Genomic DNA, 14,220 nt, shown 5'->3' on the forward strand with positions numbered 1-14,220 from the left:
GTCGCGCTGTGGTCCTTCGACAAGCTCAGGACGAGCGGGTCTTGTTTGGTCTTGCCCCAAGTCCGCTCATGCTGAGCTTGTCGAAGCATGCTGGCGCGGCTTCAGCCAAACACCACCCCGTCCATCAGTTTGCGGGCCGTGCGCAGGAGGGCGGCGGTGCGGACGGCGCCGGTTTCGTCGGTTTCGAGCACGCAGCTCATTTCGCCGGTGGGGTGTTCGACCGAGAGGAGCTTGCGGCTGCCTTCGGGGATCACGGCGACCTCTGCGGCGGGGGAGCCGGGGATGAGGCAGGCGGTCGCGACGCTGACCGCGCCGAGCACGCCGATGGTGGCATGGGCGCGGTGGGGGATGAAGCTGCGCACGGTGACCGCGCCGCCATGCCGGGGCGGGGCGACGAGCATCATCTTGGGGACGGATTTGGCCGCCACATCGCCGAGGTTCATCATCGGGCCGACGGTGAGGCGGATGGCCTCGATTCTTGCCTTGAGGTCGGCGGCATTGTCGAGCCAGTCGCGGTCTTCGTAGCCGGTGATGCCGAGATTTTCGGCCTTCATCACGACGCAGGGCATGCCGTTGTCGATGAGGGTGACGCGCACGCCATTGACCACATCGACCGCGTTGCCGGTGGGGAGCAGTGCGCCGCAGGAGGAACCGGCGGTATCGCGGAATTCGAGCGGGATGGGAGCGTGGCTGCCGGGGACGCCGTCGATCCTCGCATCGCCCTTGTAGGTGACGCGTCCGCCCGGGGTGCAGACCGTGGCGACCGCGACCTGGCCGGTGTTTTCCATGTAGATCGAAACGCGGGTTTCATCGCCGGTGGCTTGAACGAGCCCGCGTTCGATGGCGAAAGGGCCGATGCCGGCGAGGATATTGCCGCAGTTCTGCGCGTCGGTGACGATGGCCTGATCGACGAAAACCTGCAGGAACAGGTAATCGACGTCGATGCCTTCGCGGGTGGACTTCGAGACGACCGCGACCTTGCTGGTGAGCGGATCGGCGCCGCCCATGCCATCGATCTGGACAGGATCGGGGCTCCCCATCATCGCGAGGAGGAAGGCATCGCGGGTGGCGGTGTCTGCGGGGAGGTCATCCTTGAGGAAGTAGCCGCCCTTGGAGGTGCCGCCGCGCATCCACATGCATTGTATGCCTTTGGGGATGCCTGTGTCAGACATACTTGAGGCCTTCCTTTTCGAGCCGTTCGCGCATCTTGTACATGTCGAGGCCGAGGATGCCGGCGGCGAGCTTTTCGCGCTTTTCGCCTTCGTTGGCTTCGCGGGCCTGCGCGGCCTTGAGCACGGCTTCGGCATTGGCGCGGGGGACGATGCAGACGCCGTCGTCATCGGCAACGATCACATCGCCGGGGTTCACGAACTGGTTGGCGCAGACGACAGGGACGTTGACCGAGCCCAAGGTGTTCTTGACCGTGCCTTGCGCGTAGATCGCCTTGGACCAGACGGGGAAGTTCATCTCGGTGAGATCGCGCACATCGCGCACGCCCGCATCGATGACGAGGCCGCGGCAGCCGCGGGCAATGGCCGAGGTTGCCAGGAGATCGCCGAAGTAGCCGTCTTCGCAAGGGCTGGTGGGGGCAAGCAGCATGATATCGCCCGCCTGCAGTTGCTCGATGGCGACGTGGATCATCCAGTTATCACCCGGAGGGGCGCTGATGGTGACGGCGCTGCCCGCGATGCGCGCGCCGCGATAGATCGGGCGCATGTAGCTGGCGAGGAGGCCGGTGCGGCCTTGCGCTTCGTGGACCGTGGCGACGCCGCAGGCGGCGAGGCCGTCGATCACCGCCGGATCGGCGCGCTCGATGTTCTGGACGACGATACCCGACATGTTCCGGCTCCTGCTGCAATGGCTTGTGCTTCCTTCGGCCCGGGGGCGGCGCGGGGCCAATGCAATGTTTGGCGCGGGGCATAAGGAAATGCTAAATGAAGCTCATGTCCGAACCTGCCTACAATATCCGGCACTATGCCGCTTTCGCCGCGACGGTGCGGCATGGCAGCGTGACGCGGGCCGCGCGCAGCGTGAACCTGACGCAGCCCGCGCTGACCCAGGCAATCGCGCGGCTCGAGGCGGAGCTGGGCTGCGCCCTGTTCGAGCGCGGCTCGGGCGGGATGACGCCGACCGAGCCGGCGCGGCTGCTCGCGCCGCGCGCGGAAGCGGCGATTGCGCAGATCGGCAGTCCGCGCGTGACGGGGACGCAAGTGCGCGCGTTTCTGGCGCTGGCGCGCGCCGGGTCCTATGCCGGGGCGGCGGAAGCGACGGGGCTTTCGGCGGCCTCGCTCCACCGCGCGGTGGCCGATCTTTCGGTGGCGCTGGGGCAGCGGCTGGTCGACCGGCGCGGGCGGCGCGCTGCGCTGACACCGCAGGGCGAGCGGCGGGCGCGGGGGTTTGGCCTCGCCATGGCGGAGCTGCGCAGCGGCCTCGCCGAAGTGGCCGCGTGGCAGGGCAAGGCGGCGGGGCGGATCGTGGTGGGGGCGATGCCCTTGAGCCGCGCGCGGTGGCTGCCGGAGACGATCCTGCGGTTTCATTCCGGCCATCCGGGGGTGGGGATCGCGGTGGTCGAGGGGAGCCATGCCGAACTGGCCGGGCCGCTGCGCGATGGCGAAATCGACCTGATGCTGGGCGCGCTCCGCGAAGGTGTGGTGCTGGAGGATTTGCGCCAGGAGCCGGTGTTCGAGGACAGCCCGCAGCTGGTGATGCGCAGCGGGCATCCGCTGCTGGCCGAAGCGCAGCCGATGGGGCAGCGTCTGGCCGATTTTCCGTGGATCCTGCCAGCGCGCGATACGCCGCTGCGGCGCTACTGGGAGGCGATGATGCGCGCCGCCGGGGCGGAGCCGCCGGACGTCGGGATCGAGTGCGGATCGGTGCTGACGGTGCGGCAATTGCTGCTGGGATCGGACGCGCTGACTTTGCTCAGCCCGGCGCAGCTGGCGGTGGAATTGCAGGCAGGGGTGCTGGCCACTTTGCCGACACCCGCGCCGGTGCTGCGGCGGATCGGGATAACCACGCGCGAGGGCTGGCGGCCGACCGCGCCGCAGGCCTCGTTCGTGGCGCTGCTGCGCGAGGTTGCGGACGGAGGTTTCGCATAATTTTATAGACTGGGCGCGAATTGCATTTGTTTGGCCTGCGTGGCGGCCGCAGGAGGACGCGCATGGAGAGAACAATCGCCCTGATCGGCTTTGGTGAGGCCGGATCGACCTTTGCCGATGCTGCTGGCTGGGAAGCCGGGGCGGCCGCCTACGATGTGCTGCCGGCGCGGCGCGCGGCGATGGAGGCAGCAGGCGTGCTTGCTTGCGCGGCGCCTGAGTGTGCGTTGGGCGATGCCGCACTCGTGCTCTCACTGGTGACGGCGGATGCGGCGCTGGCGGCGGCGCGGGACTATGCCGCGATGCTGAAGCCGGGCGCCTTGTGGTGCGACATGAATTCGGTGGCGCCCGATACCAAGCGCGCGGCGGCGCGCGCGGTGGAAGCGGCGGGCGGGCGCTATGTGGATGTGGCAGTGCTGGCGCCAGTGAACCCCGCGCGGATGAATGTGCCGCTGCTGGTTTCGGGCGCGGCGGCGGATGAGGCGGCAGAGGCCTTGCGTTCGGCGGGTTTTGCCAATGTGCGCGTGGTGGGGGCCGAAGTGGGCCGGGCCAGCGCGATCAAGATGATCCGTTCGGTCATGGTCAAGGGCATCGAGGCGCTGACGGCGGAGATGATGCTCGCGGCGGATGCGGCGGGGGTGGCGGACGAAGTGCTGGCCTCGCTCGATGCGAGCGAGAAGGCGCAAGGCTGGGCCGCGCGCGCCGCCTACAATCTGGAGCGCATGGCGACGCACGGGCTTCGGCGCGCGGCCGAGATGGAAGAGAGCGCCAAGACGCTGATCGGGCTCGGCGTGGAGCCGGTGATGACCAGCGGCACGGTGCGGCGGCAGCGCGCAATGGCTGGTGTCTCGACTTCGCTCGACACGAACGGGGTTGGTGTTGCGGAAGACCCCTCGACTTCGCTCGGGGCGAACGGGGTGGGTAACGGAGTGTTGTTGCGATGATCATCGACTGCCATGGCCACTATACCGTGCTCCCCAAGGCGCACGACGAATGGCGTGAGGCGCAGAAGGCGGCGTTCAAGGCGGGGACGCCGTGCCCCCCTTATCCTGAGATTTCCGACGATGAGATCCGCGCGACGATCGAGGCGAACCAGCTGCGCCTGATCAAGGAGCGCGGGGCGGACATGACGATTTTCAGCCCCCGCGCGAGCGCGATGGCGCCGCATGTGGGCGATCAATCGGTCGCGGTGCCGTGGGCGCGGGCCTGCAACGATCTGATCGCGCGGGTCGTCGGCCTGTTTCCGGAGACCTTTGCGGGCGTGTGCATGCTGCCGCAATCGCCCGAGGCGGATCTGACCAGCTCGATTGCCGAGCTTGAGCGCTGCGTGACCGAGCTGGGCTTTATCGGCTGCAACCTCAATCCCGATCCGGGCGGCGGCTTTTTCAAGCATCCGCCGCTGACCGATCCATACTGGTACCCGCTTTACGAGAAGATGGTCGAACTGGACGTGCCGGCGATGATCCACGTTTCGGGATCGTGCAATCCGGCGCAGCACGCGACGGGGGCGTACTATATCGCGGCGGATACCATCGCGTTCATGCAGCTGCTGGAGGGAGACCTCTTTGCGAAGTTTCCGACCTTGCGCTTCATCATCCCGCATGGCGGCGGCGCGGTGCCCTATCACTGGGGGCGCTACCGGGGGCTGGCGGACATGCTCAAGAAGCCCGACCTTTCCGGGCACCTGATGAACAACGTGTTCTTCGATACCTGCGTCTATCACCAGCCGGGGATCAACCTGCTGGCCGATGTGATCGAGACCAAGAACATCCTGTTCGGCAGCGAGATGGTCGGCGCGGTGCGCGGGATCGATCCGACGACCGGGCACTATTTCGACGACACCAAGCGTTATGTCGACGCGCTGGATATTACCGAGGAAGCGCGTCACGCGATTTTCGAGGGCAATGCCCGGCGTGTCTATCCGCGTCTCGATGCCAAGCTCAAGGAGATGGGCAAGTGACTGAAGCTGCCAAACCTGCTGCGGACATCCACGCCTATCTGGCCGAGCTGGAGGATATTCCGGGCACGCGGGTCTACACTGCGGCGCGGGCGCGCAAGGGGTATCATATCAACCAGTTCGCGATGAGCCTGATGAAGGGCGACAACCGTGAGCGTTTCAAGGCGGACGAGCGGGCCTATCTCGATGAATGGCCGATCTCCGAGGAAGCCAAGGCCGCGCTGCTCAAGCGCGATTACAACGCGCTGCTGGACATGGGCGGAAACGTCTATTTCCTCTCGAAGCTGTTCTCGACCGATGGCCTCAGCTTTGCCGAGGCGGTGAGCACGATGACCGACATGACGTTCCCGGAATACCGGGACATGATGCTGAAGGGCGGACGCTCCCCCATCGGCAATCGTTCCATCAAAGGGGGCTACTGAAATGGCGCGTTTGACTGCTGGCGTGGGTTCGAGTCACGTGCCGCTGCTGGGCGTGGCCGTCGATCAGGGCAAGACCGGGGACGATTATTTCGGGCCGATCTTTGCCGGTTACGAATGGACCCGCGAATGGGAAAAGGCCGAAAAGCCGGATGTGGTGATCCTCGTTTACAACGACCATGCCAGCGCCTTCGACATGAAGATCGTGCCGACCTTCGCGATCGGCTGCGGGGAGCTTTACAAGCCGGCGGACGAGGGCTGGGGCCCGCGCAAGGTGCCCGACGTGGAAGGCCATGCCGATCTGGCCTGGCACATCGCGCAGAGCCTGATCCTCGATGACTTCGACATGACAATCATCAACGAGATGGACGTCGATCACGGGCTGACGGTGCCGCTTTCGATGATGTTCGGCAGCCCGGAAAAGTGGCCGTGCAAGGTCGTGCCACTGGCGGTGAACGTGGTGACCTACCCGGTGCCTTCGGGCAACCGCTGCTGGGCGCTGGGCGAAGCGGTGGCCCGGGCGGTCGCGAGTTTCCCCGAGGATCTCAACGTGCAGATCTGGGGTACGGGCGGGATGAGCCACCAGTTGCAGGGCCCGCGCGCTGGTCTGCTCAACCGGGAGTGGGACAACACGTTCCTCGACATGCTGGAAAGCGATGACGATGCGGCGCGCTGGATTCCGCACATCGAGTATCTGCGCGAAACCGGCAGCGAAGGCATCGAGATGGTGATGTGGCTGATCATGCGCGGCGCGCTGGGCAAGAAGGTCAAGACCCTGCACCGGCATTATCACATCCCGTGCAGCAATACGGCCATCGGTCATATCGTTCTGGAGCCCAACCCATGAGAATAGCACTCGCCGGTGCCGGCGCGTTTGGTGAAAAGCACCTTGATGGCCTGAAGAAGATCGAGGGCGTGGAAATCGTCTCGATCATCTCGCGCACTGCTGAACAGGCAGCGGCGGTGGCCGCGAAGTACGGCGCGAAGCATTCCTCGACCGAACTGGAAGACGCACTGGCGCGCGACGATGTCGATGCGGTGATCCTGTGCACGCCGACGCAGATGCATGCGAGCCAGGCGATTGCCTGCATGGATGCGGGCAAGCACGTGCAGGTGGAAATCCCGCTGGCGGATAGCTGGGCGGACAGCGAGGCGGTGCTGGCGAAGAGCCAAGCGACGGGGCTGACCTGCATGGTCGGCCACACGCGGCGCTTCAATCCTTCGCACCAGTGGGTGCACAACAGGATCACGGCGGGCGAGTTCGCCGTCCAGCAGATGGACGTGCAGACCTACTTCTTCCGCCGCCGCAACATCAACGCCAAGGGCGAAGCGCGTTCGTGGACCGATCATTTGCTGTGGCACCATGCGGCGCACACGGTGGACCTGTTTGCCTATCAGGCGGGCCGGATCGTGAAGGCCAATGCGCTGCAGGGGCCGCTGCATCCAGAGCTTGGCATCGCGATGGACATGTCGATCCAGCTGCTCAGTGAAAGCGGGGCGATCTGCACGCTTTCGCTCTCGTTCAACAACGATGGGCCGCTGGGAACATACTTCCGCTATATCGGCGATACCGGGACCTATCTGGCGCGCTACGATGACCTGTTCACCGGTAAGGAAGAGCAGATCGACGTTTCGAAGGTCGACGTTTCGATGAACGGGATCGAGCTGCAGGACCGCGAGTTCATTGCGGCGATCCGCGAAGGGCGCGAGCCCAATTCGTCGGTCGGCAAGGTGCTCGATTGCTACCGGGTGCTGGGTGAGCTGGAGACGCAGCTGAACGGGTGAGGTTGATGCCCAGACCCGCTCACCCTGAGCCTGTCGAAGGGTGCTGTCGCGGCGGCTGCGTCAGATGCTTCGACAAGCTCAGCATGAGCGGTTTAGGAATGGGCAGAGTAGGAGGCTGAAGCGATGGAAGCCCTGATCGCCTATTCCGGACGCCGGTTCGCCCGCCCGCGCTATTACGCCAACGCGCACGAGCGCGACGAGGTGGAGATCGCGCCGGTTTTGATGCCAGTGCTGGATGGGCGCGCGGCGGGGACGACCATCGACCGCGAGGGGTTCGCGCTCGTTTCCCACCGGAGCGCGGTGCGCGATTTCCGGGACCGGGAGGAAGTGGCGCGCGTGCATATGCGCGAGATCGAGGAACTGGTGCAGGAGTTGACCGGGGCGGATCACGTCCATGTCGGCGCACCCGGGTTGCTGCGCTTTTCGGAGCGGTCGGGTCTTGCGGGCAGCCTCAACAATTCGATGCCGGCGCGCTTTGCGCATATCGACATTTCGGATGTGACGGCGGCGCGGTTTGGCGAAGCCGGGGCGGGTGGACGGCCCTTCAGCCGCTGCGCGCACTACAACGTATGGCGTGCGCTTTCCCCGGCTCCGCAGGACGTGCCCCTCGCGCTGTGCGATGCGCGGACGCTGGGGGCCGCCGATCTGATCGCGGCGGATGCGGTGTTCGACGAGCCGGGGAAGCCCGAGTGGTCGTTCGAGGGGCTGGTCGTCGCGCATAATGCGGCGCACCGCTGGCACGCCTTCCTCGATCTGAATCCCGACGAGGCGATCCTGTTCAAGACCCATGACAGCGATCCGGCGCGGGCCCATCACGTGCCGCATGTGGCGTTCGATTTGCCCGCATGTCCGGCGGATTCGCCGCCGCGGGTGAGCATCGAAATGCGCGCTACGGCGTGGTGGTGGCGCTGAAGCAACAGTTTGTGCGTGAAACATACGGTTTGTACTTTCAGGCGATTGCGTCTGGCGCAGGAATTGTTATGACTCATATCTGATCGACCGAGAAGATCGGCGACGACAAAGGGAGGGTAACCATGGCCAGATTGACGGCCGCGCGGCGCGTAGCACGCCTGCTCGGCATGACCGCAGCTATCGTTTCCGTGCCTGCCTTCGCGCAGGAAGCCGCACCTCAGGCCGCGGGGGATACCGCTGCCAACAACGCCGCGGCTCAGGAAATCGTCGTCACCGCGCAGTTCCGCGCGCAGAAGCTTCAGGATACGCCGCTGGCGATCACTGCGGTCAATGCGGCCGTGCTGGAAGCGCGCGGGCAAACCGATATTTCGCAGATCGCCGCGCAGGCGCCGAACGTGACCTTGCGCGCGCAGCCGCAGAGCGGCGGTATCGGCCTGATCGCGTTTATTCGCGGCATCGGCCAGACCGACTTCAACTACGCGCTCGAGCCGGGCGTCGGCATCTACGTCGATGACGTCTATATCCCGACGCTGTCGAGCTCGCTGCTCGACCTCATGGATCTGGAGCGCGTGGAAGTGCTGCGCGGTCCGCAGGGCACGCTGGCGGGCAAGAACTCGATCGGCGGCGCGATCAAGCTGTTCAGCAAGAAGCCCACCGGCGAAGGCGGCGGCTATCTGCAGGCGACGTATGGTTCCTATAACCGCATCGACGTGCGCGGCATGGCGGACATCAAGATCAGCGACCACCTCTTCGCGCGCCTTTCGGGTGCGACCAAGAACAGTGATGGCTACGTCAAGCTGCTCGACTATGGCCTGTCGCACCCCACTTCGAACGTGCCGGCCAACACCAACCAGGGCAACGGCATCGAACGCGGCACGCTGGGCGGGCGTTCGTTCTCGGCCGGGCGCCTTGCGCTGCGCTGGGAAGCTTCGCCCGATATCGAAGTGAATGTGGCGGGCGACTATACGCGCGAACGCAACGATGCAGGCGCGCAGGTGCTGCTCTATGGCGGTAACGCCGGGACGACGCCCGAGGGCCTGCCCTGGCTCAAGGGCAAGAACGGCGCGCCGGTGCCGCTCGATTGCTCGTTCGTGCCCAACAGCACCCGGTTCCAGAACAGCTGCTCCTCGACACCGGCGGGCTACGATTCGCGCTATATCAACTACGCCAACTTCCTCGACGCGCGTACGCCAACGAGCCAGGCGCCGTTCAAGCCCTATGCGGCGACCAACCAGCAGACCTACGATGGCTGGGGCATCACGGGCAACGTTACGGCGAAGCTGGCGGACAACCTGACTGCGGTCTGGATTTCGTCCTATCGGCACTACAAGATGAGCTTCGGCTTCGATCAGGACGGCTCGCCCGTGCCAGTCGCGCAGCTCGACAATATCCTGCGCCACCGCGCGTGGAGCCAGGAAGTGCGCCTCAACGGCAGCTTGATGGACAAGCGCATCGAGTACACGCTGGGCGGGTTCTATTTTGACCAGAACGGCACGTACAACGCGCGCGTCGACCTGAACTATGCCGGTATCGACTTCATCCACGGTCCGGACAGCACGCCCTCGACCTCGAAGGCGCTGTTCTTCAACGGCACGTTCCACCTGACCGATGCCTGGGGCATCACCGGCGGCATCCGCCATACGTGGGACAAGAAGGACTACACCTACTTCCGGTCCAACCCGGACGGGACGGTGCCCGGGCCGCTGCCGTGCGAATTCTTCCTCGGCGCGGAGACTGCTGGCCCGACGGGCGTGGGCAACTCGCCGAACTGCCTGCTGCTCGGCCTTTACAACGTGACTGGCCAGTTCAAGGGCGAGCGCACCGACTGGCGCGTGGAGACCGACTACCGGTTCAGCCCGGAAGTCTTCGCCTATGCCTCGGTGGCGACGGGCTACAAGGGCGGCGGCGTGAACCCGCGTCCGTTCTTCGGTCCTTCGGCAGGCGATTGCACCAAGCTGCCGTTTGGCGCGCCGTGCAACCAGATCACCTCGTTCCAGCCCGAAACGCTGCGGACCTATGAAGCGGGTATCAAGACCGACCTGTTCGATCGCAAGCTGCGCTTCAATGCCTCCGCGTTCTTCAACAAGTACAACAACATCATCCTGACGCTGACAAGCTGCCATGGCTTCTCGCCGTGCCTCATGCCGTCCAACGTCGGCAAGGCGGATGTCTGGGGCTTCGAAGCGGAAACCACGATCCGTCCGGTCGAGGGCTTCACGCTCGATGGCTCGCTGAGCTACCTCCACTTCAAGTACAAGGACACAGGTGCCTCGGGCGTGCCGATCACCAACGTGACGCCTTACACGCCGAAGTGGAACTGGAGCTTCGGCGCCCAGTACGACTACTCGATGAAGGCCGGCACGGTCAGCGCCCGCTTCGATGGGACCTACCAGTCGGCGGTCTTCACCGATGCGTTCAATGCGCCGAGCAACCTGGTTGACGGGCGTTTCCTCGGCAATGCGCGCCTGACCTACACCACCCAGAACAAGGACTGGCAGGTTTCGCTCGAAGTGCAGAACGTGCTCAACAAGTACTACTACAACACGATCGAAGACGTGAAGAACGCCTTTGGTGCGATCACGGCCGCGCCCGGCCTGCCGCGTACCTGGGCGGTGACGCTGAAGCGCACCTTCTGATCCGCGAACGATCGATGAGCCTCAAGGGGGCCGCTCCACTTCGGTGGGGCGGCCCTTTTGCTATGCGGGAATCCGGTTGAAATCCGCTTTGCGCGTGGTAGACCTATTCTAACAAATGATAGGGTGGGGTGAGGCCGATGGGCGCGTTTCCGCAGACGATGTATTTTACCGGGCTCAATGCGCCGGTGGGCGAGGAGACGAGCCTGACGGGGCTCGTGATCGAAGGCGCGCTGCCGCCCGAAGTGCGCGGGAGCTTCTACTGCGCGGTGCCGGATCCCGCCTGGCCGCCCAAGTTCGAGAACGATCACACGCTTTCGGGCGACGGCATGGTGAGCCGGCTTTCCTTCAATGCCGATGGCACGGCGGACTACGCGATCCGCTTTGTCACAACGGCGCGCTATCTGGCGGAGAAGGAAGCGGGCCATGCGCGCTTCGGCAAGTATCGCAATCCGTTCACCGACGATGTCGATGTGCAGGGGGTGGACCGCACAGTCGCCAATACCACGCCGGTCTGGCACGCGGGGCGGCTGCTGATGGCGAAGGAGGACGGGCGGCCCTACCGCGTCGATCCGGTGACGCTGGCGACGCTGGGCTCCTATGATTTCGGCGGGGCGCTCAAATCGGAAACGATGACGGCGCACGTCCGGATCGATCCCGCCACGAAGGAACTGTTCTTCTATGGCTACGAGGCGGACGGGCTCGCCTCGGCCAAGGTGGCCTACTGCGTGGTCGGACCGGATGGAGCGCTGAAATCAGAGCAGTGGTTCGATGCGCCCTACTGCGCGATGATGCATGATTTCACGATCAGCGAGAACTACGCGCTCTTTCCGATCTATCCGACGACGGCGGACCTCGAGCGGCTGAAGGCAGGCGGCGAGCACTGGCACCATGAGCCGGAGCTCGATTCCTGGCTCGGCGTGATGCCGCGTTATGGCGATGTTTCGGAAATGCGCTGGTTCAAGGGGCCCAAGGGCGTCCATTCATACCACATGATGAATGCGTGGGAGGATGGAGCGGGCCTGTTGCATTTCGATGCATGCCTCAATTCCACCAACGCCTTTGCCTTCATCCGCGAGCCTTCGGGCATCCACATGCAGCCGTGGGACGTGCAAGGCGCGTTGACGCGCTGGACGGTCGATCCCAAGGCCGAGGGCGGGGAAGTGACGGAGACCATTATCGGGCCTCCCGGCGATTTCCCGGTGATTCCGGCGGCGCGGCAGGGGCGGCCCTATACGCATGGCTGGATATTGACGATGAACCCGGAGCTGCAGGGGCCGCCGCTGCCGGGCGGGCCGGTGGGGGCGATGTTCAATCTGCTGCTGCGGCTCGATATGCGGGGCGGTCCGCCGCAGGCGCTGGCGCTGCCGCCGCTCGCGGGCTTCAACGAGCCGGTGCATGTGCCCGCTGCCGATCCTGCACACGAGGGGTGGCTTGTGACGATTGTCGACCAGCAAGTGGGCGATAACACCTTCACGCATGAGGCGTGGGTGATCGATGCGGGGAACGTATCCGCCGGGCCGGTGGCCAAGGTGGCCATTCCGCACAGGCTGCGCCCGCAAGTCCATGGCTGGTGGGTGCCGCAGGCCGAACTGGACGCGGCGGCGGCATGAGCAGGATCGTCGTCACGGGTGCCTCGGGCCAGTATGGCCGGGGGCTGACGGACCGGCTGATCGCGGCGGGGCGGGCTGCGGACCTGATCCTGATCACGCGCAGCCCGGACAAGCTGGCCGACCGCGCGGCGCAGGGGTGCACCGTGCGCTATGGCGATTTCGACAAGCCCGAGACGCTCGCCGAGGCGGTGCAGGGCGGGACGCGGATGCTGCTCATATCGGGCACGCGGGTCGGTGCGCGGATGGTGCAGCACAAGGCAGCGATCGACGCGGCGGCGGCGGCAGGTGTGCGGCACATTGCCTATACCAGCTTCATCGGCATCGACGATCCGGCGAACCCCGCCGAAGTGCGCCACGATCATATCGAGACCGAGCGGCTGATCCGCGCTTCGGGCATGGCGTGGACGATGCTGCGCGATGCGCACTATGCCGATGCGATGATCCTGATGGCGGGACCGCAAGTGATGCAGAGCGGGCAGTGGGTGAGCAATGCGGGCGAAGGGCTGGAGGCGATGGTCTGGCGCGACGATTGCGTGGCCTCAGCCGCCGCCGTGCTGCTGGGCGAGGGGCATGAGGGGCAGATCTACAACATCACCGGGCCGGAACTGCAGACCTTCCGCGAAGTGGCGGCGCTGATGGCGGAGATCACCGGGCGCCCGATTGCCTATGTCTCGACCACCGACGACGAGCAGTACGCGATGTTCGATGCGATGGGCATCCCGCGCCGCCCGGTGGACGACCTGAGCGTGGCCGGCATCCCGTGGAACAGCGATGACATGGTGACTTTCGGGCGGGCCATCCGCGAGGGGTTCCTTGCGGTCTGCACCGATGATGTCGAACGGCTGACGGGGCGCAAGGCGCGTTCGGTGCGGGCGATGATCGAGGATAACGCCGGGATGCTGCGCACAGCGTAAGGGTCTGCTAGTCTGCAGCTCCGAAAGGGGCGGTGCCGATGAAGCTATCGACTCGATACGGACTGGCAGGGCTGGGCGGACTGGCGCTGCTGACGCTGGTGCAATGGGCGCGCCAGCACCATTTGCAGCACGGCGCGGTGCTGACCTACCTGATCGGCGTGGGGCCGAATTTTGCGGCAGCGATTGCGATCACGTTCGTGCTGCTGGGGGTATGGGCCGAGCAGCAGCCCGGCGCGGATGGCCCCGCGCAGACGCGGCGTTTCCGCCTGAGCGCGGCGATCAGCGGCGCGGGGCTGCTGGGCTGGGAAGCCGTGCAGATGCTCAGCCGCAATCTCGTGTTCGACTGGCAGGATGTGCTGGCGACGCTGGCCGGGATCGCGGTGTGCTTCGTGGTGTTTGCACTGATCGGGCCGCAAGCTACGCGTTAGTGCCAGGTTGCCTTCATCGCGCGCACGACATCGGCGGTCTGCTGGAGGATATCGTCGATCTGTTCGGCGAGGTAGGTCTTGGGATCGCGGTAGGCCATTGCCCAGCTGCCATAGCGGCGCGCGACGATCGGGCCATCGGCGATCACCGTGACGGAGTGATGGCGCGCATCGCCCATGATCCGCCGGAGCACGGCGCGCACGGCTTCTTCCGGGCCTTCAAGGACTTGCGCGAAGCGGCCCCGGTGCACGGTCAGCACGCTGGAGACGTCGATGCGGGCATTGCGTTCACCGGAGCGGGCGCAGATCTCGTGGGCCTGCTGGAGAGCGACATCATGGGCCGCGACGGCGATGCTGGTGTAGGACAGTTTCCACAAACGCATGGCCGGCCGTCCCCGCCGGGGGACTTGCGCCCATATGCGCTTCCGCCGGTCTTATGGACAACCAGATTGAACCGCGGCGGCGGA

Annotated in this window: 14 protein-coding genes; 11 read left to right on the forward strand and 3 right to left on the reverse strand. The window is 65.5% G+C overall.

The genetic code is table 11. The annotated features are described in order from the left end of the window. Positions 1-101: 101 nt before the first annotated feature. Complete coding sequence (locus ACO056_RS07150) at positions 102-1,172, reverse strand: 4-oxalomesaconate tautomerase (RefSeq protein WP_421853911.1); 1,071 nt, start codon at positions 1,170-1,172, stop codon at positions 102-104. Further along, positions 1,165-1,839 carry a 4-carboxy-4-hydroxy-2-oxoadipate aldolase/oxaloacetate decarboxylase gene (gene ligK / locus ACO056_RS07155; protein WP_421853914.1) on the reverse strand — a complete coding sequence of 225 codons (675 nt, stop codon included), beginning with the start codon at positions 1,837-1,839 and terminating at the stop codon, positions 1,165-1,167. Before ligK ends, ACO056_RS07150 begins: the two co-directional genes overlap by 8 nt. 104 nt (positions 1,840-1,943) lie before the next feature. On the opposite strand from ligK, the gene ACO056_RS07160 reads away from it, so the two are divergent. The 11 genes from ACO056_RS07160 (at position 1,944) to ACO056_RS07210 (ending at position 13,756) form a co-directional block, all read left to right on the forward strand. Continuing rightward, positions 1,944-3,098, forward strand: coding sequence for a LysR family transcriptional regulator (locus tag ACO056_RS07160; protein ID WP_421855352.1), 1,155 nt, complete (start codon positions 1,944-1,946; stop codon positions 3,096-3,098). A 62-nt stretch (positions 3,099-3,160) separates the two neighbouring features. Beyond that, complete coding sequence (locus tag ACO056_RS07165) at positions 3,161-4,039, forward strand: DUF1932 domain-containing protein (RefSeq protein WP_421853917.1); 879 nt, start codon at positions 3,161-3,163, stop codon at positions 4,037-4,039. Then, positions 4,036-5,055: an amidohydrolase family protein gene (locus ACO056_RS07170; RefSeq protein WP_421853920.1), complete on the forward strand. Its 1,020-nt coding sequence runs from the start codon at positions 4,036-4,038 to the stop codon at positions 5,053-5,055. Before ACO056_RS07165 ends, ACO056_RS07170 begins: the two co-directional genes overlap by 4 nt. Beyond that, entirely contained in the window at positions 5,052-5,474 is a 423-nt protein-coding gene (ligA, locus tag ACO056_RS07175) for a protocatechuate 4,5-dioxygenase subunit alpha (protein ID WP_421853923.1), read from the forward strand. Before ACO056_RS07170 ends, ligA begins: the two co-directional genes overlap by 4 nt. Before the next feature lies 1 nt (position 5,475). After that, a complete protein-coding gene (locus tag ACO056_RS07180) occupies positions 5,476-6,318 on the forward strand; it encodes a class III extradiol dioxygenase subunit beta (RefSeq protein ID WP_421853926.1) in 843 nt (280 codons plus the stop codon). Then, positions 6,315-7,256 carry a Gfo/Idh/MocA family oxidoreductase gene (locus ACO056_RS07185; protein WP_421853929.1) on the forward strand — a complete coding sequence of 314 codons (942 nt, stop codon included), beginning with the start codon at positions 6,315-6,317 and terminating at the stop codon, positions 7,254-7,256. The genes ACO056_RS07180 and ACO056_RS07185 overlap by 4 nt, the downstream gene beginning before the upstream one ends. 123 nt (positions 7,257-7,379) lie before the next feature. Next, entirely contained in the window at positions 7,380-8,168 is a 789-nt protein-coding gene (locus ACO056_RS07190) for a CmcJ/NvfI family oxidoreductase (protein WP_421853932.1), read from the forward strand. A gap of 122 nt (positions 8,169-8,290) precedes the next feature. After that, on the forward strand, positions 8,291-10,804 hold the full coding sequence (locus ACO056_RS07195; protein ID WP_421853935.1) for a TonB-dependent receptor: 2,514 nt from the start codon (positions 8,291-8,293) through the stop codon (positions 10,802-10,804). A gap of 137 nt (positions 10,805-10,941) precedes the next feature. Beyond that, positions 10,942-12,414, forward strand: a complete 1,473-nt coding sequence (locus tag ACO056_RS07200; RefSeq protein WP_421853938.1) for a carotenoid oxygenase family protein — start codon at positions 10,942-10,944, stop codon at positions 12,412-12,414. Beyond that, entirely contained in the window at positions 12,411-13,328 is a 918-nt protein-coding gene (locus ACO056_RS07205) for an SDR family oxidoreductase (RefSeq protein WP_421853941.1), read from the forward strand. The genes ACO056_RS07200 and ACO056_RS07205 overlap by 4 nt, the downstream gene beginning before the upstream one ends. Before the next feature lie 38 nt (positions 13,329-13,366). After that, positions 13,367-13,756: a hypothetical protein gene (locus ACO056_RS07210; RefSeq protein ID WP_421853944.1), complete on the forward strand. Its 390-nt coding sequence runs from the start codon at positions 13,367-13,369 to the stop codon at positions 13,754-13,756. On the opposite strand, the gene ACO056_RS07215 is transcribed toward ACO056_RS07210, so the two are convergent. Then, the gene (locus ACO056_RS07215; RefSeq protein WP_421853947.1) at positions 13,753-14,136 is read right to left on the reverse strand and encodes a BLUF domain-containing protein; all 384 of its coding nucleotides are present in this window, start codon (positions 14,134-14,136) and stop codon (positions 13,753-13,755) included. The two genes, ACO056_RS07210 and ACO056_RS07215, sit on opposite strands and share 4 nt — an antisense overlap. Between the last annotated feature and the right edge of the window lie 84 nt (positions 14,137-14,220).

This window comes from Novosphingobium sp. (assembly GCF_965228995.1).
Classification (GTDB): Bacteria; Pseudomonadota; Alphaproteobacteria; order Sphingomonadales; family Sphingomonadaceae; genus Novosphingobium.